22 protein-coding genes are annotated in these 19,647 nt (G+C 67.2%); 15 read left to right on the plus strand and 7 right to left on the minus strand.

The features are described from left to right. Nucleotides 1-122: 122 nt before the first annotated feature. Genes QPK32_RS24225 through yjgA form a run of 4 tightly spaced genes read right to left on the minus strand, consistent with a single transcriptional unit; the run spans nucleotide 123 to nucleotide 2,216 of the window. Nucleotides 123-323 carry a hypothetical protein gene (locus QPK32_RS24225; protein ID WP_290415347.1) on the minus strand — a complete coding sequence of 67 codons (201 nt, stop codon included), beginning with the start codon at nucleotides 321-323 and terminating at the stop codon, nucleotides 123-125. A gap of 3 nt (nucleotides 324-326) precedes the next feature. Next, nucleotides 327-995, minus strand: a complete 669-nt coding sequence (locus QPK32_RS24230) for an alpha/beta hydrolase (protein ID WP_290415348.1) — start codon at nucleotides 993-995, stop codon at nucleotides 327-329. A gap of 26 nt (nucleotides 996-1,021) precedes the next feature. Then, nucleotides 1,022-1,639, minus strand: coding sequence for a molybdopterin adenylyltransferase (mog, locus tag QPK32_RS24235; RefSeq protein ID WP_290415349.1), 618 nt, complete (start codon nucleotides 1,637-1,639; stop codon nucleotides 1,022-1,024). Further along, on the minus strand, nucleotides 1,623-2,216 hold the full coding sequence (yjgA, locus tag QPK32_RS24240) for a ribosome biogenesis factor YjgA (protein ID WP_290415350.1): 594 nt from the start codon (nucleotides 2,214-2,216) through the stop codon (nucleotides 1,623-1,625). The genes mog and yjgA overlap by 17 nt, the downstream gene beginning before the upstream one ends. Before the next feature lie 97 nt (nucleotides 2,217-2,313). On the opposite strand from yjgA, the gene pmbA reads away from it, so the two are divergent. The 3 genes from pmbA to nfsB (QPK32_RS24255) all read left to right on the plus strand — a co-directional run bounded on the left by pmbA (nucleotide 2,314) and on the right by nfsB (QPK32_RS24255) (nucleotide 5,239). Continuing rightward, nucleotides 2,314-3,666 (plus strand): metalloprotease PmbA, encoded by a 1,353-nt coding sequence (gene pmbA, locus QPK32_RS24245; protein WP_290415351.1) that lies wholly within the window; start codon nucleotides 2,314-2,316, stop codon nucleotides 3,664-3,666. Nucleotides 3,667-3,801: 135 nt separating this feature from the next. Continuing rightward, nucleotides 3,802-4,455: an oxygen-insensitive NAD(P)H nitroreductase gene (nfsB, locus tag QPK32_RS24250; protein WP_290415352.1), complete on the plus strand. Its 654-nt coding sequence runs from the start codon at nucleotides 3,802-3,804 to the stop codon at nucleotides 4,453-4,455. 130 nt (nucleotides 4,456-4,585) lie between these two features. After that, entirely contained in the window at nucleotides 4,586-5,239 is a 654-nt protein-coding gene (gene nfsB / locus QPK32_RS24255) for an oxygen-insensitive NAD(P)H nitroreductase (protein WP_290415353.1), read from the plus strand. 49 nt (nucleotides 5,240-5,288) lie between these two features. On the opposite strand, the gene QPK32_RS24260 is transcribed toward nfsB (QPK32_RS24255), so the two are convergent. Beyond that, complete coding sequence (locus QPK32_RS24260) at nucleotides 5,289-6,098, minus strand: hypothetical protein (RefSeq protein WP_290415354.1); 810 nt, start codon at nucleotides 6,096-6,098, stop codon at nucleotides 5,289-5,291. A gap of 76 nt (nucleotides 6,099-6,174) precedes the next feature. After that, nucleotides 6,175-7,311, minus strand: coding sequence for a M14-type cytosolic carboxypeptidase (locus tag QPK32_RS24265; protein ID WP_290415355.1), 1,137 nt, complete (start codon nucleotides 7,309-7,311; stop codon nucleotides 6,175-6,177). Nucleotides 7,312-7,449: 138 nt separating this feature from the next. Here QPK32_RS24265 and QPK32_RS24270 point away from each other — a divergent pair, with 138 nt between their 5' ends. Continuing rightward, a complete protein-coding gene (locus tag QPK32_RS24270) occupies nucleotides 7,450-7,707 on the plus strand; it encodes a DUF2442 domain-containing protein (RefSeq protein ID WP_290415356.1) in 258 nt (85 codons plus the stop codon). A 31-nt stretch (nucleotides 7,708-7,738) separates the two neighbouring features. Here the strand turns inward: QPK32_RS24270 and paaX are convergent, their stop codons facing one another. Next, nucleotides 7,739-8,665, minus strand: a complete 927-nt coding sequence (gene paaX, locus QPK32_RS24275; protein WP_290415357.1) for a phenylacetic acid degradation operon negative regulatory protein PaaX — start codon at nucleotides 8,663-8,665, stop codon at nucleotides 7,739-7,741. 132 nt (nucleotides 8,666-8,797) lie between these two features. Between paaX and paaA the strand changes: the two genes are divergently transcribed. The 11 genes from paaA (at nucleotide 8,798) to paaZ (ending at nucleotide 19,644) form a co-directional block, all read left to right on the plus strand. Further along, nucleotides 8,798-9,784: a 1,2-phenylacetyl-CoA epoxidase subunit PaaA gene (gene paaA / locus QPK32_RS24280; protein ID WP_290415358.1), complete on the plus strand. Its 987-nt coding sequence runs from the start codon at nucleotides 8,798-8,800 to the stop codon at nucleotides 9,782-9,784. 99 nt (nucleotides 9,785-9,883) lie between these two features. Continuing rightward, entirely contained in the window at nucleotides 9,884-10,168 is a 285-nt protein-coding gene (gene paaB, locus QPK32_RS24285; RefSeq protein WP_290415359.1) for a 1,2-phenylacetyl-CoA epoxidase subunit PaaB, read from the plus strand. An 8-nt stretch (nucleotides 10,169-10,176) separates the two neighbouring features. Continuing rightward, on the plus strand, nucleotides 10,177-10,932 hold the full coding sequence (paaC, locus tag QPK32_RS24290; RefSeq protein WP_290415360.1) for a 1,2-phenylacetyl-CoA epoxidase subunit PaaC: 756 nt from the start codon (nucleotides 10,177-10,179) through the stop codon (nucleotides 10,930-10,932). Next, nucleotides 10,926-11,462 carry a 1,2-phenylacetyl-CoA epoxidase subunit PaaD gene (gene paaD / locus QPK32_RS24295; protein ID WP_374046782.1) on the plus strand — a complete coding sequence of 179 codons (537 nt, stop codon included), beginning with the start codon at nucleotides 10,926-10,928 and terminating at the stop codon, nucleotides 11,460-11,462. Before paaC ends, paaD begins: the two co-directional genes overlap by 7 nt. A gap of 22 nt (nucleotides 11,463-11,484) precedes the next feature. Then, the gene (paaE, locus tag QPK32_RS24300; RefSeq protein ID WP_290415387.1) at nucleotides 11,485-12,564 is read left to right on the plus strand and encodes a 1,2-phenylacetyl-CoA epoxidase subunit PaaE; all 1,080 of its coding nucleotides are present in this window, start codon (nucleotides 11,485-11,487) and stop codon (nucleotides 12,562-12,564) included. Nucleotides 12,565-12,698: 134 nt separating this feature from the next. Continuing rightward, a complete protein-coding gene (paaG, locus tag QPK32_RS24305; protein WP_290415362.1) occupies nucleotides 12,699-13,490 on the plus strand; it encodes a 2-(1,2-epoxy-1,2-dihydrophenyl)acetyl-CoA isomerase PaaG in 792 nt (263 codons plus the stop codon). 1 nt (nucleotide 13,491) lies between these two features. Then, nucleotides 13,492-15,084, plus strand: a complete 1,593-nt coding sequence (locus QPK32_RS24310; RefSeq protein ID WP_290415363.1) for a 3-hydroxyacyl-CoA dehydrogenase — start codon at nucleotides 13,492-13,494, stop codon at nucleotides 15,082-15,084. Then, a complete protein-coding gene (gene paaI / locus QPK32_RS24315) occupies nucleotides 15,077-15,514 on the plus strand; it encodes a hydroxyphenylacetyl-CoA thioesterase PaaI (RefSeq protein WP_290415364.1) in 438 nt (145 codons plus the stop codon). The genes QPK32_RS24310 and paaI overlap by 8 nt, the downstream gene beginning before the upstream one ends. Before the next feature lie 42 nt (nucleotides 15,515-15,556). Beyond that, a complete protein-coding gene (paaK, locus tag QPK32_RS24320; protein ID WP_290415365.1) occupies nucleotides 15,557-16,873 on the plus strand; it encodes a phenylacetate--CoA ligase PaaK in 1,317 nt (438 codons plus the stop codon). Between the two features lie 13 nt (nucleotides 16,874-16,886). Further along, the gene (gene paaY / locus QPK32_RS24325) at nucleotides 16,887-17,480 is read left to right on the plus strand and encodes a phenylacetic acid degradation protein PaaY (protein WP_290415366.1); all 594 of its coding nucleotides are present in this window, start codon (nucleotides 16,887-16,889) and stop codon (nucleotides 17,478-17,480) included. Nucleotides 17,481-17,592: 112 nt separating this feature from the next. Then, complete coding sequence (gene paaZ / locus QPK32_RS24330) at nucleotides 17,593-19,644, plus strand: phenylacetic acid degradation bifunctional protein PaaZ (RefSeq protein WP_290415367.1); 2,052 nt, start codon at nucleotides 17,593-17,595, stop codon at nucleotides 19,642-19,644. Nucleotides 19,645-19,647: the final 3 nt, after the last annotated feature.

Consider the following 19,647-nt stretch of genomic DNA (forward strand, 5'->3'; position numbering starts at 1 on the left):
AAACCCAGAAAAGTTATGTCTAACTTCTCTGGGTCAGTTCAAAGGCAGGGGGCCAAGTTGCGCGCGCAGCGATGACGCTTGCAAAATTAGGCCCCTGCCTTCGCAGGGGCGACGGGGGTAGCTCAGGCCAGCGCTTCCTTCGCCGCCTCTTCCGGCGTGAGGTTGTCGTAGAACAGGTCGGTGAACCACTCGATCTGTTCCTCGATGTGTTCCTGGGCCTGCGCCTGGGTGGCGCCGCCGGCGACCAGGTGATGTTCGACCTCGATGCACCAGTTGATCAGCGCCATCGTTTCCTCGTCGAGCTTTTCTTCTTTCTTCGCCATCGCTTACCCCAGGATCTTCTTCAGCCAGGCCGAAATATGCTGCACCTCTTCCAGGCACAGCGTGTGCTGCATCGCGTACTGGTGCCATTCGACCTGGCAGCCCAGCGAGACGAGCAGGTCGCGCGAGGCCTGCGCGCGGGCGAAGGGCACGACGTTGTCGTACTCGCCGTGCGCCATGAAGACGGGCGTGGCGCGCGCGGCGGGCGTGGCTTCAAGCGCCAGCTTGTCGCCCAGCGGCGCATAGCCGGACAGGCACAGCAGGCCCGCCAGCGTTTCCGGATGGCGCAGGCCGGTCTGGATGGTCATCGCGCAACCTTGCGAGAAGCCTGCCAGCACGATGCGCGAGGCCGGGATGCCGCGTTCCTTCTCGCGCGCGATGAAGGCTTCGATTTCCTGTTGCGAGGCGCGCAGGCCGCCTTCGTCCTCTCGCTTGGTGAGGTCGGCGTTCGAGATGTCGTACCACGAGCGCATCACGTAGCCGTTGTTGATCGTGACGGGCATCGTGCGCGAATGCGGGAAGATGAAGCGGATGCCGGGCAGGCCGGCCAGGTCCAACTCCTTCACGATCGGCACGAAGTCGTTGCCGTCCGCGCCCAGGCCGTGCATCCAGATGACGGCGATTTCCGGGTTGTCGCTGGTTTCGATCTGGATGTGTTCGAGCAGTTCGCTCATGCGTTGTCCTCGGTAGTTCGATGCGTTCAGGCTGCGCTCGGGCGCTGCGCCGTTTTCGGGCGGAAGGCCTTCACGACGTCCGGGTTGGTGTCGCTGTACGGACCGCCGATCAGGTCGATGCAATACGGGACGGCCGCGAAGATGCCGCCCACCAGGGTATTGCCGGCGCCATCCTTCAGCCCTTCCAGCGTTTCCTTGATCGACTTCGGCTGGCCCGGCAGGTTCATGATCAGGGCCGCATGGTCGCCGGTTTCGCGGACGACTGCGGTCTGGCGCGACAGGATCGCGGTCGGCACGAAGTGCAGGCTGATCTGGCGCATCTGCTCGCCGAAGCCCGGCATTTCCTTCGTGCCCACGGCGACGGTCGCTTCCGGCGTGACGTCGCGCCGCGCCGGGCCGGTGCCGCCGGTGGTCAGCACCAGGTGGCAGCGGGCCGTGTCGACCAGCTCGACCAGCGTGGCCTCGATGCTGGCGCGGTCGTCGGGGATCAGGCGGGTCTCGATGCGGAAGGGCGTCGCGAGGGCCGCTTCCAGCCATTCGCGCAGGGCCGGGATGCCCTTGTCCTCGTAGACGCCGCCGCTGGCGCGGTCCGAGACCGAGACCAGGCCGATGACCAGTTCCTGCACCTTATTCGTCAGACTCATCGTCGTCGCCTTCCTCTTCGGCCTCGTCCTTCTTCGGCTTCTTGTTCAGGTCCTTCAGGATCTGGAAGATCTCGCGGTAGGCCTTGGGCGGCTTGTTCTCGGCCTGTTCCTTGCGCGCGTTGCGGATCAGGGTGCGCAGCTGCTGCACGTCCAGTTCCGGATGCTCTTCCAGCAGCTGGGTCAGCGCGTTGTCGTCGGCCAGCAGCTTTTCGCGGCGGCGCTCGAGCGCGTGCAGGGCGGCCGTCTCGGCCTTGGACATGCCTTTCCAGCTTTCGATGGTGCGCTGGATGACGGCGACTTCCTCCTCGTCCAGCTTGCGCATCATCTTGCCGACGAATTGCAGCTGGCGGCGGCGGCCGCCGTGGTCGGTGATCGACTGGGCCATCAGGATGGCGTCGCGCAGCTCTTCCGGCATCGGGGTGCGCTTGACGCGGTCGCGCGGCTCGGCGACGAGCTGCTCGCCGAGCTTTTGCAGGTCGTTCATCTGGCGCTTGAGTTCCGACTTGGAAGGGCGGTCGTATTCCTGGTCGAACTCGTCGGAGCGGAAGCCGACGGAGCCGCGGTTTGCATTTGGCATGGTGATCTTGATTGGGCAGGGCGCACGGCCCGCCGGTGAAAACAGTAAACGGCTGCTATGATAACTGTTTTAGGCTCTGCTTTCGAAAAACACGCACATGAACGACTCCGTCTTCACCCATACACAGGACCAGCTCAAGCAGCTCGCACGGGACGTGCTGGCGATCGCGAAGGAAAACGGCGCCACCAGCGCCTCCGTCGAGATCAGCGAGGGAAGCGGCCTGGCGGTGACGGTGCGCAAGGGCAAAGTCGAGACCATCGAGCAGAACAAGGACAAGGGCATCGGCGTGACGGTCTACAGCGGCCAGCGCCGCGGCCACGCGAGCACTTCCGATTTCTCCGCGGCATCGCTGCGCGCGACCGTGGAAGCGGCGTACAACATCGCCCGCTTCACCGCCGAAGACCCGGCCGCCGGCCTGCCGGACGCCGACCTGCTGGAAACCAAGCCGCGCGACCTGCGCCTGTGCTATCCGTGGCAGATCGATGCCGAGGAAGCCGTGCAGATCGCCCAGCGCTGTGAGGCGGCCGCCTTCGCCGTCGACCCGCGCGTGACGAATAGCGAAGGCGCCAGCGTCTATGTGCAGCAATCGCACTTCGTCGCCGCCAACAGCCTCGGTTTCTGCGCCGGCTATCCGTTCTCGCGCCACACGCTGTCGGTCGCGCCGATCGCCGGCCGCGGCAACAATATGCAGCGCGACGACTGGTACTCGTCGGCGCGCGATCCCAAGAAGCTGGCGGACCCCGAAAAGATCGGCCGCTACGCCGCCGAGCGGGCGCTGGCCCGCCTGAACGCGCGCAAGCTCGACACCCGCACCTGTCCCGTGCTGTTCGAGGCGCCGCTGGCCGCCGGCCTGCTGGGCGCCTTCGTCCAGGCCACCTCGGGCGGCGCGCTGTACCGCAAGTCGAGTTTCCTGCTCGATTCGCTGGGCCAGTCCATCTTCCCCTCGCACATCCAGATCGTCGAGGACCCGCACCTGGTCGGCGCGGTCGGCTCGGCCCCGTTCGACGAAGAGGGCGTGCGCACCCAGCGCCGCAAGGTCGTCGACGACGGCGTCCTGCAGGGCTACTTCCTGTCCACCTACACGGCGCGCAAGCTGGGCATGCAGACCACCGGCAACGCGGGCGGCTCGCACAACCTGGAACTGACGTCCAGGCAGACCAAGCGCGCCGACGACTTCGCCGGCATGCTGCGCAAGATGGGCACGGGCCTGCTGGTCACGGAGCTGATGGGCCAGGGCACCAACTACGTCACGGGCGACTATTCGCGCGGCGCCTCGGGCTACTGGGTCGAGAACGGCGTGATCCAGTATCCGGTCGAGGAAATCACCATCGCCGGCAACATGAAGGACATGTTCCAGTCCATCGTCGCGATCGGCAATGACGTGCTGACGCGCGGCAACAAATCGACGGGCTCGATCCTCATCGAGAAGATGGTGGTCGCCGGGAATTGACCTGGCGTGGCGGGGCGTCTATTCAATAATGTAGACGTGAAATAAAAAGCTGGCGTCGTTCACTGCTTTCTTTCGGATTCATAATTTAAGTCCTTACGGCAAGACCGTTTTGAATCGAAAGAAAGGCAGTGAACAATGGATATCGTATCCGTCGCCAAGCAGCGCTATACCGCGAAAATCTATGATGCGTCCCGTCCGGTGCCGGACGAGGTCATGGGCCAGATCCTCGAGGCACTGCGCCTGAGTCCCTCGTCGGTGAACTCCCAGCCCTGGCATTTCATCGTCGCCACCACGCCCGAAGCGAAGGCCCGCATGGCCAAGGGCACGCAGGGCGAATACGCGTTCAACGAACCCAAGGTCACCACCGCGTCGCACGTGGTGCTGTTCTGCGTCCGTACCGGCGTGGACGCCGGCTACGAGGACCTGCTGCTGTCGCAGGAGCAGCGCGACGGCCGCTACAGCGATGAAGAGGCCAAGCGCAACTGGGCCGCGGGCCGCAGCTACTTCATCGACCTGCACCGCTACCAGGGCCGCGATGTGGTGCACTGGATGGAAAAGCAGGTCTATCTGTCGCTCGGCGTCGCCATGACGACGGCCGCCGTGCTGGGCGTCGATACCACGCCGCTGGAAGGCATCGACACCAAGATCCTGGACCAGGAATTCGGCCTGCGCGAAAAAGGCCTGACGGCCTCGGTGATGCTGAGCTTCGGCTACCACGCCGAGGGCGATTTCAACGCCAGGCTGCCCAAGTCGCGCCTCAAGAAGGAACAGGTCTTTACCTACCTTTGACCCGATGGCGCCATTCTTTTGGCCAGCTGGTAAAACGAATGGCATGCCGCGCACGAATCCCGCGATCCGGCGATAATGCCCTGTTGATACAGATCAGGCTGTATCGCCATCATCGTCAGAAAGGAAGAACATGGACATCGTTTCCGCCGCCAAGACCCGCTACACCACCAAGGCCTATGACCCGACCCGCAAGGTACCCGAAGACACCATGCGCCAGATCCTCGAGGTGCTGCGCCTGAGCCCGTCCTCGGTCAATTCCCAGCCCTGGCACTTCATCGTCGCCAGCACGCCGGAAGGCAAGGAGCGCGTGGCCAAGGGCGCGCAGGGCGGCTATGCGTTCAACGCATCCAAGATCACCCAGGCCTCGCACGTGATCGTGTTCTGCTCGCGCGTGGAAGCCGATGCCGGCTTCCAGGACCTGCTGCTGTCGCAGGAACAGCGCGACGGCCGCTACGCCGACGATGCCGCCAAGGCCGGCCAGGCCAAGGGCCGCGCCTTCTTCATCGACCTGCACCGCTTCCAGGGCAAGGACCAGACCCACTGGCTGGAAAAGCAGGTGTACCTGGCGCTGGGCACCACCATGCTGGCCGCGGCCACGCTGGGCGTCGACACCACGCCGATGGAAGGCATCGATACCAAGGCCATCGACGAGGAATTCGGCCTGCGCGCCAAGGGGCTGACCAGCCTCGTCGTGCTGAGCCTGGGCTACCACGCCGAGGACGACTTCAATGCCAAGCTGCCGAAGTCGCGCCTGAAGGAAGAGCAGGTCTTCACCTTCGTGTAATCCCCCCACGGCGGGCCGCGCGCCCGCCGTTTTCTCTCTCGTTCTCTCCCTATCCCACGATGCCGAACTGCCGCAGGCGCGGAAACCAGGCGCGTTCGAGGATCTTGCCGAAACCCTGAGCGCTCGGATACAGCTCGTTGTCCCAGTCGTCCCGGTAGTGCGCCGCATCGGTCGCCAGCACGCCGCGGCTGTCGACGTGGAACACGCGCTCGCGCGGCGCGTGGCACGCCGCCAGCACCTCGTCGTTGACGGCATCGATCAGCAGCTTCATGACTTCCGTGCGAAAGGCCAGGTCGGCGGGGACGCCGGCACGGTCCATCGTCGCCGTGACCCAGCCGCCGTGCGCGCTCACGAAGCTGCGGCCGTCGGGCACGGGGTAGTCGTAGCCGTTCAGGAAGATCGGCTGCTGCCAGGTGGTCTTGCGGTAGGCCCAGCGGATGGCGCGGATGATGCCGTTCAGGCCTTCGTCGACGTGGTGCAGCAGCAGGTCGAGCCGCTCCGGCGAGAAGCAGGCGGCCGGTTCGCGCGCGCGCGCGCAGTCGTCGCGCAGCGCCAGCGCGTGTTCGAGCGCGTCGTTGGCGAAGCCGCTGATATAGAACTCGCTGAAGTGGAAGCCCGGCGTCAGGTGCGTGCGGATCACGCCGGCGTAGTGGCCGTCGCCGATGTATTCGTTCAGGCGCGCGCCGTTGAAGCCGAGCAGGCGGATGCCCGCATGGTCCGGCACGATGCGCGGATGGTCGACCAGCGCATGCAGCAAGGTCTGGCTGCCGTGCCAGAACCAGGAATCGCCGAGCGCCAGCCCGGAAGGGGGCGCGTCGCGCGCATCCGGGACGTCGCCCGGCCGATATACCGTTCCCACACCGCCCCCTTGTCGACACGCATCGAGCTTTTGACAGGGCGGCGGGGAACGGGTTCCCTGCCTGCGGGGCAGACGCTTACTTCTTCAGCGCGTGGATCGCGCGCAGCACCGGCTGCAGCACGGCGCCGCCAAGCCGGCTGCTGCGGGCGCCGTCCCAGCCCACCTGCGGATCCGGATCGTTGGCATTGTCCTTGAACGGCAGTTCCAGCGTCAGCGACAGGCAGCCGAAGGCGTGGGTCACGTAGGGCGAACCCATGGTCAGCACTTCGTCCGTGTACGGTTCCTTCGGATAGCCGTAGACGTCCTGGAAGTCCGGGCTCGCCGTCATGAAGTCGCTTGAAAAGGCCTTCTGCGCGGCCGCCTGCTCGGCGGTGAAGGTCGGCAGCGCGTCGCTGCCGGCGATGAAGACGTAGGGCAGGCCTTCGTCGCCGTGCACGTCGAGCAGCAGGTCGACGCCCGTCTCGTGCATCTTCTGGCGCACCAGGAAGACTTCCGGGCTGCGCTCCATCGACGGCGCGAACCATTCGCGGTTCAGGTTGGCGCCGGCGGCATTGGTGCGCAGGTTGCCGCGCACGGAACCGTCCGGATTCATGTTCGGCACCACGTAGAACACCGTCTCCTTCAGCAGCTGGCGGCCGAACGGATGGGCCGGATCGAGCAGCGCGTCGAGCATGCCTTCGACGAACCACTCGGCCATCGTCTCGCCCGGGTGCTGGCGCGCGATGACCCAGACCTTCTTCTTGTTCTCGTCCGATTCGCCGATCACCAGCATGTTCAGGTCGTGGCCGTCGATGGTCGAGCCCAGGTCGAGCATGCGCACGTGTTCGGACTGCTGCGCGCGGTCCAGCAGTTCCAGGTGGCGTTCCCAGGAGTAGGGCTCGAAGTAGGCGTAGTAGACGCTGTCCATGGCCGGGGTGTGCTCGATCGTCAGGACCTGGCCGTCGAAGCTGGTCGGCACGCGGAACCAGTTGACGCGGTCGTAGCTGGCCATGGCGTTGTAGTCTTCCCAGCCCTTCGGGTAGGCGGACTGGCCGGCGTTGAGCAGACGGATCGTGCACGGCTCGCCCTGCGCGCCCTGCAGGCGGAAGTAGAACCACTGGGTGATGTCGGCGTGCGAGTCCTTGCGGATGTTCAGGTCGATGGCGTTCGCGCTCGTGGCGTTCACGACCTCGATGGCGCCGGCGTCGAACCGGCTGCTGATCTTGATAGACATGGTGTGTCCTGTTGTTGTAGGTGCGAGGCGAGCATGATACCCGCTTTCCCTGGCATGCTCGAAGGGGCTGATCTGGCTCAAACGGGGGGCATGATGCTTTTGCTACCGTTCTTGCTTTGTTGCATGAAAGGGGAGACCATGACACCGATCCGCTGGGAACACGTGGAGATCACGAGCCTGAACCGCCAGGGTTTCTGGCTGCGGCTGGGCGAGGAAGAGCTGTACCTGCCGTTTGCGCTGTTCCCCTGGTTCGAGCACGCGACGGTGGCGCAGTTGTGCCGCGTCGAGTGCCTGCATGGCGCCTGCCTGGTCTGGCCGGGCCTCGACCTGGAGCTGGCGCTGGACCGGATCCGCGATCCGATGGCCGTGGCGCAGATGGCGGGGATGGACTGTTGAACCGTCATCCCTGCGCAGGCGGGGCGACGTGCTAACGTAATCCGCCGAAGCGCGCATCGTACGCCGCATCCGCCGGCGGCGCCGCCTCGTCCTCGCGGCGCAGCACGGCCAGCACGTGCGCTTGCGCCGGCGCCGCCAGCAGCCGGTACAGCGCCTGGGCCAGCGCGTAGGCTTCCGATCCGGGCCACGGCGCCGGCAGCAGCGCCAGCGGCAGCATCGGGTCGTGCAGCTGCACGCGGCGGTAGGCGTGCACGAGCAGGGTGCGCAGCACGAACGCATCCTGGGGGCTCAGTGCCGGCCCGTCCCGCAGCCAGGCCAGCAGCGGCGCGAATTGCCCGATGAAGCGGCGGTACTGCGCCGTCACCTCGGACAAGTCCCAGCCTTCGTCCACCAGTTCGCCCAGCGGCCGCGCGCCCACGCCGGGCAGTTCGCTGGCCCTGCACACGAAGATCTTCCCGGCGCCGTCGACGCGGCCCAATACCTCGGCCACGCTGCCCGCATCCGCGGCCGGATGCGCGAGCAGGCCCGGCGCCAGCATGGCGAACCCTTCCCACGCGAGTTCCTTGCGCACAGCGGCGCGCAGGGTGGCGTCGATGCTGCCGTTCGGCGCCAGCAGCAGCGTCCAGCCGCCGTCCCAGTCGAGCCCGGGCGGCGCGTAGATGCGCCGGTTGGCCCGTTCGAAGCGCGGCCGCGCCTGCGGCTCGAGCGCATAGCTGCTGCGCCGTCCTTCGCGGCTGGCGACGAGCCAGCCTTCCTGCACCAGGCGGAACACGCTCGTGCGCACCAGGCGGTCGGCCGTGCCCAGCGGGGCCGCCAGCTCGATCAGGCTGCCCAGCCACAGGCGCGCGCCGTGCGGGACGATGGCGTCGCCGAAGATGGTCATCACCAGCGACTTCGCGCGCGGCGGGTCCGTGGTCAGGAAATGGTCGATCCACTGGGGGCCGGTGAGTGTGGTCATGGAGTTCTATGAAACAAGTGTCTGCCAATTATCGCGGATTTGGTGCGCGTCGATATGATTCAAAAATCCGCTATACATCGCGATTTTTGTATCGTATTATGGATTCAGGCAGATTACAAATGGAGACCGGCCATGTATGCACAGATGGTTGAGACGGGCCTGAAAAAGGTCCAGTCCCAGGAAGACATGAGCGCCGAGGAGCAGGCGTTCCAGGCCCGCATCGACGAGGGCATCAAGGTCGAGCCCAAGGACTGGATGCCCGAGGCCTACCGCAAGACCCTGGTGCGCCAGATTTCCCAGCATGCGCACTCGGAGATCGTCGGCCAGCTCCCGGAAGGGAACTGGGTGACGCGCGCGCCCACGCTCAAGCGCAAATCGATCCTGCTGGCCAAGATCCAGGACGAGGCCGGCCACGGTCTGTACCTGTACAGCGCGGCCGAGACGCTGGGCGTCTCGCGCGACGAGCTGCTCGACGCCCTGCACGCGGGCAAGGCCAAGTACTCGAGCATCTTCAACTACCCGACCCTGAGCTGGGCCGACATCGGCGCCATCGGCTGGCTCGTCGACGGGGCGGCGATCATCAACCAGATCCCCCTGTGCCGCTGCTCGTACGGCCCGTATGCCAGGGCCATGATCCGCGTGTGCAAGGAAGAGTCCTTCCATGCGCGCCAGGGCTACGACGTCATGATGAAGCTGGCGCAAGGCACGCCGGAGCAGAAGGCCATGGCCCAGGACGCCCTGAACCGCTGGTGGTGGCCTTCCCTGATGATGTTCGGCCCGTCGGACGCGGAGTCGGTCAACAGCGCGCAATCGGCCAAGTGGCGCATCAAGCTGTTCTCCAACGACGAGCTGCGCCAGCGCATGGTCGACCAGACCGTGCCGCAAGCCGAATTCCTCGGCCTGACGATTCCCGACCCCGACCTCAAGTGGAACGAGGCGCGCGGCAGCTACGACTTCGGCGCCATCGACTGGAGCGAATTCCACGAGGTCCTGAAGGGCAACGGCCCGTGCAACCGCGAGCGCCTGCGCACGCGCGTGAAGGCTTATGAAGACGGGGCATGGTTCCGCGAGGCCTTGAACGCGTATGCGGACAAGCAGGCCGCCAAGAAGGTCGCGTGACAGTCGTGGTGGGCATGTGATGCCCACCCTACAAAACCAATGCGCCGTAGGGTGGGCACCACTTGCCCACCATTCACCGCAAAAAACACGGAGACAATCATGAGCAAGGAATGGCCCCTGTGGGAAGTCTTCATCCGCAGCCAGCACGGCCTGGCCCACAAGCACGTGGGCAGCCTGCATGCGCCGGATGCGGAGATGGCGATCAACAACGCCCGCGACGTCTACACGCGCCGCAACGAGGGCGTGTCGATCTGGGTCGCGCGCGCGGCCGACATCGTCGCGTCCAGCCCGGCCGACAAGGATGCGCTGTTCGAACCGTCGAACAGCAAGGTCTACCGCCACCCGACCTTCTTCCCGATGCCGGAAGAAGTCAAGAACCTGTGAGCGGGACCATGGACGCGAACAAGTTCGACTACCTCCTCCGGCAGGGCGACAACGCCCTGATCCTGTCGCAGCAATTGTCCCAGCTGTGCGGCAAGGGCCCGGCGCTGGAGGAAGACATGGCGCTGACCAACGTCGCCCTCGACCTGCTGGGCCAGACCCGCCTGTGGCTGACCTATGCCGGCGAGCTCGAAGGGCAGGGCCGCGACGAGGACCGCCTGGCCTACCTGCGCGACACCCGCGAGTTCCGCAACGTGCTGCTGGTCGAGCAGCCCAACGGCGACTACGCGCAGACGATGGTGCGCCAGTTCTTCTTCGACGCCTGGCACTACTTCCTGATGCGCGGCCTGCTGTCCTCCAGCGACAGGCGCATCGGCGAGATCGCGGAAAAGTCGATCAAGGAAGTGACCTACCACCTGCGCCGGAGCAGCGACCTGGTCGTGCGCCTGGGCGACGGCACCGACATCAGCCACCGCAAGATGCAGGACGCCGTCGACGAGCTGTGGACGTTCACGGGCGAATTGTTCGCCTACGACGCCGTCGACCTGGCCATGGTCGAGCAGGGCGTGGCCCCCGCCGCCGAACCGCTGCGCGCCGCCTTCCTCGAGCACGTGGCCGAGGTGATGGAGGAAGCGACGCTGCGCATGCCTTCTCCGGACGCATTCATGCAGCGCGGCGGCAAGCAGGGCCGCCATTCGGAACGCCTGGGCTACGTCCTGGCCGAGATGCAGTTCCTGCAGCGCGCCTACCCGGGCGCCGAATGGTGATGGCCGTGGATGCGCCGGCGTTCACCAGCGCCCAGGTCTGGACGTGGCTGGCCGAGGTGGCGGATCCGGAGATCCCCGTGGTCTCCATCGTCGACCTGGGCATCGTGCGCGACGTCGCCGTCGATGGCGCCAGCGGCGAATGCGTGGTGACGATCACCCCGACCTATTCGGGCTGTCCCGCCATGCAGGTCATCGCCGAGGACGTCGAGCGCGCGCTGCGTGCGCACGGCGTCGAGTGCCTGCGCATCGCCACCCGCCTGTCGCCGGCCTGGACCACCGACTGGATGAGCGAGGCGGGCAAGGCCGCGTTGACCGGCTACGGCATCGCGCCGCCCGTGCAGCAGGTGATCGACATCAGCGGCCTGCGGCACGGCGTGAAGCGCCATGCGATCCGCGAGCCCGACGTCGCCTGCCCGCACTGCGGCTCCGTGCATACGCGCCTGACCAGCCGCTTCGGCTCGACGCCCTGCAAGGCGCTGTACCAGTGCCTGGATTGCCGCGAGCCCTTCGATTACTTCAAATGCCATTGAGGCCGACATGAGCCAGTTCCACATGAGCCAGTTCCATTCTCTAGCCGTGGCGCAGGTAAAGCACGAGACGCGCGACGCCATCGCCGTCACCTTCGACGTGCCGCCGCAACTCAAGGAAACCTTCGCCTACCGCCAGGGCCAGCACCTGACGCTGCGCGCCACCATCGGCGGCGAGGAGGTGCGCCGCTCCTATTCCATCTGCGCCGCCGTGCAGGATGCGCGCCTGCGCGTGGCGATCAAGCGCGTGCCGGGCGGCGTGTTCTCCGGCTGGGCGATGGACGCCTTGAAGCCTGGCGCCGTGCTCGACGTGATGCCGCCAGAAGGCCGCTTCAACCTGCCGCTCGACCCCGACAGCCGACGCCACTACCTGGCGTTCGCGGCCGGCAGCGGCATCACGCCGATCCTGTCGATCGTCAAGACCACGCTGATGGCCGAGCCGCACAGCCGCTTCACGGTCCTGTACGGCAACCGCGCGTCCTCGTCCGTGATCTTCCGCGACGAGCTGGCCGAGCTGAAGGACCAGTACATGGAGCGCCTGAACCTCGTCTACGTGATGAGCCGCGAACAGCAGGACATCGAGCTGTTCAACGGCCGCATCACCGAGGGCAAGTGCCGCCAGCTGTTCCAGCGCTGGCTGCGCGTGGAGGACGTCGACTACGCCTTCGTCTGCGGGCCGGAAGACATGATGCACGGGGTCTCCAACGCGCTGCAGGAAGCCGGCATGCCGAAGGAGCGCATCCGCATCGAGCTGTTCGCCGCCGCGGCTGCCCAGGCGCCGCGCCAGCCGCGCCGGCAGGATGCGGCGGCGGATTCGCACCAGACCGAGGTCACCGTCATCATGGACGGCAACCACGCCAGCTTCACGATGGACCGCGACAAGGAGTCGCTGCTCGACGCCGGCCTGCGCGCCGGGATCGACATGCGCTATTCCTGCAAGGGAGGCGTGTGCTCGACCTGCCGCTGCAAGGTGCTGGAAGGCAGCGTGGACATGGACGTCAACTACGCGCTGGAGGACTACGAGGTGGCAAGGGGCTTCGTGCTGAGCTGCCAGAGTTTTCCGGCGACGGACAGGGTGGTCGTCGATTTCGACGTCGCCGAATGAAAATCACCGACGAACAAGCATCGCCATACAAATAAGAACCACCGTCGCCCCTGCGCAGGCAGGGGCCCAATGTCGCAGCGGACCGGAAAATTGGGCCCCTGCCTGCGCAGGGGCGACGCGATCATGGAGACATCATGCACTACGAAACCATCCACTTCACCATCGAATCCGGCATCGCCACCCTCACGCTGAACCGCCCCGAGCGCCTGAACAGCTTCACCAGGCAGATGCACGAGGAAGTCCGCGCCGCCCTCGACCTGGTGCAATCGGACAAGTCCGTGCGCGTGCTGCTGCTGACGGGTGCAGGCCGCGGCTTCTGTGCCGGCCAGGACTTGAACGACCGTGCGGTGGAGCCGGGCGCGCCGGGCGTCGACCTGGGCGAATCGGTCGAGAAGTACTACGCCCCGCTGGTCATGACCTTGCGCACGTTGCCGATGCCCGTGATCTGCGCCGTCAACGGCGTGGCCGCCGGCGCCGGCGCCAACCTGGCGCTGGCCTGCGACATCGTGCTGGCCGCGCAGTCCGCCAGCTTCATCGAGGCGTTCTGCAAGCTGGGCCTGATCCCGGACACGGGCGGCACCTGGATGCTGCCGCGCCTCGTCGGCCCGGCGCGCGCCATGGGCATGGCCCTGCTGGGCGAGCGCCTGTCGGCGGAAAAGGCCGAGGAATGGGGCCTGATCTGGCGCTGCGTGCCGGACGAGTCCCTGATGTTGCAGGCGCGCGCGCTGGCCGAGCATTTCGCCGCCGCGCCGACCAAGGGCCTGGCGTACACGAAACAGGCCATGCTGGCCAGCGCCACCAATACGCTGGAACAGCAGCTGGCGCTGGAAGGTCGCATGATGCGGGAACTGGGCTACAGCCACGACTACCGCGAGGGCGTGGCCGCCTTCATCGAGAAACGCCAACCGCAATTCAAAGGGGAATGACATGGCCAACGCACTGGACAAGGACAGCGTCGTGGTCGTCGCCGGCAGCGGCGCCATGGGCAGCGGCATCGCCCAGGTGGCGGCCGTGGCCGGGCACCGCGTGCGCCTGTACGACAGCAATCCGGACGCGGTCGAGCGCGCCATCGCCGCCATCGCGAAAGCCTTTGCCAAGCTGGTCGAGAAGGGCCGCATGGGCGCGGCCGAGGCCGACCTGGCGCGCGAGCGCCTGCTGCCGATGCGCGCGATCGACGAGGCGCGCGATGCCGCGCTGGTCATCGAAGCCGTCGTGGAAGACCTGGACGCCAAGCGCGCGCTGTTCGCCGCGTTCGAGGCCGTCGTGGACCCGGACTGCATCCTCGCCACGAATACCTCGTCGATTTCCGTCACCGCCATCGCCGCGCAACTGAAGCGGCCGGAACGCCTGGTCGGCATGCACTTCTTCAATCCGGTGCCGCTGATGGCGCTGGTGGAAGTGGTCCAGGGCGTCGCCACCGACAAGGCGGTGGCCGACCGGGTCGCCGCCACCGCGAGCGCCTGGGGCAAGCATCCCGTGCTGGCGAAGTCCACGCCGGGCTTCATCGTCAACCGGGTCGCGAGGCCGTATTACGCCGAGGCGCTGCGCCTGCTGCAGGAAGGCGCGGCCGACCCGGCCACCCTGGACGCCGTGCTGCGCGACTGCGGCGGTTTCCGCATGGGACCTTTCGAATTGATGGACCTGATCGGCCACGACGTCAACTTCGCCGTCACCCGTTCCGTGTTCGACGCCTGTTTCAACGACCCGCGCTACCTGCCGTCGACGCTGCAGCAGGAACTGGTGAACGCCGGCTTCCTGGGCCGCAAGACGGGGCGCGGCTTCTTCCGCTACGGCGATGGCGTCGCGATGCCTGCCGCCGCGGTCGAGCCGCCGCAGCCGTGCCCGAAGGACGTGCGCGTGACGCATGCGAAGGACGTGGAGGCGCCGGCCTTCGATGCGCTGCACGACGTGCTGGCCGCGCGCCTGAAGGCGTCCGGCGTGACGGTCAGCCATCCGGGCCTGCTGGACGGCGCCGAGCTGCGCGAAGCGCCGGCCCTGCATGCGGGCGGCGCCACGATCTACCTGACGGACGGCCGCAGCGCCACCCAGCGCGCGGCGGACGACGGCGTGCGCGACACGGTGCTGTTCGACCTGCTGCTCGACCCCGCGCGCGCGGGCCGCGTCGCGCTCGCGAAGGCGGACCGCTGCTCGGACGCCGCCTGGCATGCCGCCGTCGGTTTGTTCCAGGAGGCCGGGTTCGCCGTCACGCGGCTGGACGACGTCCCCGGCATGGCCGTGATGCGCACCGTCGCCATGCTGGCCAACGAGGCGGCCGATGCCGTCAACCAGGGCGTGTGCAGCGCGGCCGGGGTCGACGCCGCCATGCAGAAGGGCGTGAACTATCCGCGCGGCCCGCTGGCCTGGGCCGACGCCATCGGCCTGCCGCAGGTGGTGACGACGCTGGCGAACCTGGGCGCCAGCTATGGCGAGGACCGCTACCGCATCTCGCCGCTGCTGCGTCGCAAGATCGCCGCCGCCGCATTCGGCAGCAACGCACAGGGAGCACGCTTTCATGCATGACGAGGCACAACGGCTGGCCGAACTGGCCGGCAAGACCATGTACGAACGCGATCCGGCCAGCCGCGCGCTGGGCATGACGCTCGATGAAATTCGTCCCGGCTTCGCGCGCATGTCGATGCGGGTGCGCGAGGACATGCTCAACGGCCACGGCACCTGCCACGGCGGCTACATCTTCATGCTGGCCGACAGCGCCTTCGCGTTCGCCTGCAATTCGCATAACTTCAACACCGTCGGCGCCGGCTGCACGATCGACTACCTGGCCCCGGGACAGGCGGGCGACCTGCTCGTCGCCGAGGCGGCCGAGCAGGCGCTGGCCGGCAAGACGGGCATCTACGACGTCGCCGTGCGCACGCAGGACGGCAAGCTGCTGGCCCTGTTCCGCGGCAAGTCGCACCGCATCGCCGGCCAGGTCGTGGATCTCATGCGCTGAACTCATGCGCTGAAGTCCTGCGTTAACTACAAGGAGGAGACCATGGTCCAACGCATCCCGCAAACGGGAGATCTGGAACCGATCGAGCGCGCCAGCCGCGACGAACTGCAGGCGCTGCAGCTCGAACGCCTGCAATGGAGCTTGCGGCATGCCTACGACAACGTGCCGCACTACCGCCGCGCCTTCGACGAAGCCGGCGTGCATCCGGACGACCTGAAGACGCTCGCCGACCTGGCGAAGTTTCCGTTCACGGACAAGAAGACGCTGCGCGACAACTACCCGTTCGGCCTGTTCGCCGTGCCGCGCGAGCAGGTGGTGCGCGTGCATGCGTCGAGCGGCACGACGGGCAAGCCGACCGTGGTCGGCTACACGCAGCGCGACATCGACACCTGGGCGAACGTGGTCGCCCGCTCGATCCGCGCGGCCGGCGGACGGTCCGGCGACATGGTGCACATCGCCTATGGCTACGGCCTGTTCACGGGCGGCCTCGGGGCCCACTACGGGGCCGAGCGGCTGGGCTGCACGGTCGTGCCCATGTCGGGTGGCCAGACGGAGAAGCAGGTGCAGCTGATCCAGGACTTCAAGCCCTCGATCATCATGGTCACGCCCTCGTACATGCTGAACATCGTCGAGGAATTCAAGCGCCAGGGCATCGATCCGGCAACGAGCTCGCTGCAGGTCGGCATCTTCGGCGCCGAACCCTGGACCGACGCGATGCGCCGCGAGATCGAGGAAACGGCCGGCATCGACGCCGTCGACATCTACGGCCTGTCCGAGGTCATGGGGCCGGGCGTGGCCAGCGAATGCATCGAGAGCAAGGACGGCCCCGTCATCTGGGAAGACCATTTCTATCCCGAGATCATCGACCCGGACACGGGCGAGGTGCTGCCGGACGGCGCCGAGGGCGAGCTGGTGTTCACCTCGCTGACCAAGGAAGCGCTGCCGATCGTCCGCTACCGCACGCGCGACCTCACGCGCCTGCTGCCTCCCACTGCCCGTTCGATGCGCCGCATGGGCCGCATCAACGGCCGCTCCGACGATATGCTGATCATCCGCGGCGTGAACGTCTTCCCCAGCCAGGTCGAGGAGCAGGTGCTGCAGATGCCGGCGCTGGCGCCGCACTACCAGCTCGTCGTCACGCGAGACGGCCACCTCGACGCGCTCGAAGTGCGCTGCGAGCTGCGCGAAGGCGACCATGCGGCCGACACGGTCGCGCTGCTGGCGCACGAGCTGCAGCACCGCATCAAGACGTATATCGGCGTGACCACGCGCGTGCAGCTGCTGCCGGCGCAGGGCATCGAGCGCTCGGCCACGGGCAAGGCGCGCCGCGTGCTCGACCAGCGCCCGCGCGGACAATGAAGGAGGAGCGTTGATGGCAAGGGTTTACGAGATCGACGGCATCCGCCCCGTCGTGCATCCCACGGCCTACGTGCACCCGACGGCCGTGCTGATCGGCGACGTGATCGTCGGGCCGCGTTGCTACGTGGGCCCGCTGGCATCGCTGCGCGGCGACTTCGGCCGCCTGGTCCTGGAAGAGGGCGCCAACGTGCAGGACACCTGCGTGATGCACGGCTTTCCCGAGGACGACACGGTGGTGGAGGCCGACGGCCATATCGGCCACGGCGCCGTGCTGCACGGCTGCCGCGTGGGCCGCAATGCGATGGTCGGCATGAACGCCGTGGTGATGGACAAGGCCGTCGTCGGCGCCGAATCCATCGTCGGCGCGGCGGCCTTCGTCAAGGCGGGCATGCAGATCCCGCCGCGCAGCCTGGTGCTGGGCGCGCCGGCGCGGGTGATGCGCGACGTCACGGAAGAGGAAATCGCCTGGAAGAGCTACGGCACGCGCCAGTACCACGACCTGAACCTGCGCTCGCTCGGGACGATGCGCGAGGTGGAGGCGTTGACGGAAGAGGAGCCGGATCGCAGGCGGCTGGTGTTCGATGAGCCGCACAGGCCGAAGACGTAAAAAATTGGGCCCCTGCCTGCGCAGGGGCGACGGTCTTACGGCCGCGTGCCGTTGATACGTCGTCCCTGCGAAGGCAGGGACCCAATTTCACAAAGAACAGAGGAGACAACGAATGCACACCCCCACCACCCTGCAAAGCCTGATCGCCGGCCGCTGGCTCGGCACCGAGCCGCACCAGCCCCTGCACAGCGCGCTGGACAACCGCCTCGTCTACCACACGCACGCCGACCGGATCGACTTCGGCGAAGCGCTCGCCTACGCCCGCAAGACCGGCGTCCCTGCGCTGATGAAGCTGGACTTCCAGAAGCGTGCCCAGCGCCTGAAGGCGCTGGCCCTGTACCTGATGGAACGGAAGGAGGAGCTGTACGAGGTCTCGCACCTGACCGGCGCCACGCGCCCGGACAGCTGGGTCGACGTCGAGGGCGGCATCGGCACGCTGTTCGCCTATGCCAGCATGGGCGGGCGCGAACTGCCGTCGTCGAACGTGCTGCACGAAGGGCCGGCCATGGCGCTGGGCAAGCGCGGCGGCTTCGCCGGCACCCACATCCTGGTGCCGCGCGGCGGCGTCGCCGTCCACATCAACGCCTTCAACTTCCCGATCTGGGGCCTGCTGGAGAAGTTCGCGCCCAGCTTCCTGGCCGCCATGCCCTGCATCGCCAAGCCGGCGACGGCCACCAGCTACCTCACGCACGCCGTCGTGAAGATGATGATGGAATCGAAGCTGCTGCCGGAAGGCTGCCTGCAGCTCGTCATCGGCGGCACGGGCGACCTGCTGGACCGGCTGGGCGGCTTCGACGCCGTCACGTTCACCGGGTCGGCCGACACGGCCGCCCGACTGCGCGGCAACCCCAACCTGATCCGCGAATCGGTGCCGTTCACCGCCGAGGCGGATTCGCTGAATGCCGCGATCCTGGCGCCGGACGTCACGCCGGACGACGAGGAATTCGACCTGTTCGTCAAGGAAGTGGCGCGCGAGATGACGGGCAAGGCGGGCCAGAAATGCACGGCGATACGCCGCGTCATCGTGCCGGACCACCTGGCCGACGCCGTCGGCGAACGGCTGCGCGCGCGCCTGGCGAAAATCGTCGTCGGCAATCCGAAGATGGAAGGCGTGCGCATGGGCGCGCTGGCATCGATGGACCAGCACCGCGACGTCAGCGAACGCGTCGAGCTGCTCGCGCGCGGCAACGAGGTGCTGTTCAGCGCGCGCGACGGCTTCAATCCGGTCGGCGAAGGCTGCGGCGACGGCGCCTTCTTCGCGCCCACGCTGCTGTTGTGCCGCAACGCGTCCGTCAACGCGGCCGTGCACGACATCGAGGCGTTCGGCCCCGTCAGCACCATCATGACCTATGGCGACATCGACGAGGCGCTGGACCTGGCCGCGCGCGGCAAGGGCAGCCTGGTGACGACCCTCGTGACGAAGGACCCGGCCATCGCCGCGCACGCGGTGCCGGTGGCGGCCGCGTCGCACGGCCGCGTGCACATCCTCGACCGCGAAGCGGCCGTCGACTCGACGGGCCACGGCTCGCCGCTGCCCCAGCTCAAGCACGGCGGGCCGGGCCGCGCGGGCGGCGGCGAGGAACTGGGCGGCATCCGCGCCGTCAAGCACTTCCTGCAGCGCGCCGCCGTGCAGGGTTCGCCCACGATGCTGGCTGCCGTCACCGGGGAATACGTGCGCGGCGCGGCCGTGAAGGAGTCGGACCTCCACCCGTTCCGCCGCCACTTCGAGGACCTGGAGATCGGCCACTCGCTGCTGACCCATCGCAGGACCGTCAGCGAGGCGGACATCGTCAACTTCGGCGGCATCTCGGGCGACTATTTCTACATGCACTTCGACGAGATCGCGGCCAAGGACACGCAGTTCGGCCAACGCATCGCCCACGGCTACTTCGTGCTGTCGGCGGCGGCCGGGCTGTTCGTCTCGCCGGCGCCCGGCCCCGTGCTGGCCAACTACGGCCTGGACAACCTGCGCTTCGTGGCGCCGGTGGCCATCGGCGACACCATCCGCGCGCGCCTGACCTGCAAGCGCAAGGTCGACCGCAACCGCACGGACGAAGCCGGCCGGGGGCAGGGCGTCGTGGCCTGGGACGTGCAGGTGACGAACCAGCGCGACGAACTGGTGGCCAGCTACGACATCCTGACCCTGGTGCAGAAGCGCGCCTGAGTG

It is taken from the genome of Massilia sp. YIM B02763, assembly GCF_030412015.1.
Lineage (GTDB): Bacteria > Pseudomonadota > Gammaproteobacteria > Burkholderiales > Burkholderiaceae_D > Telluria.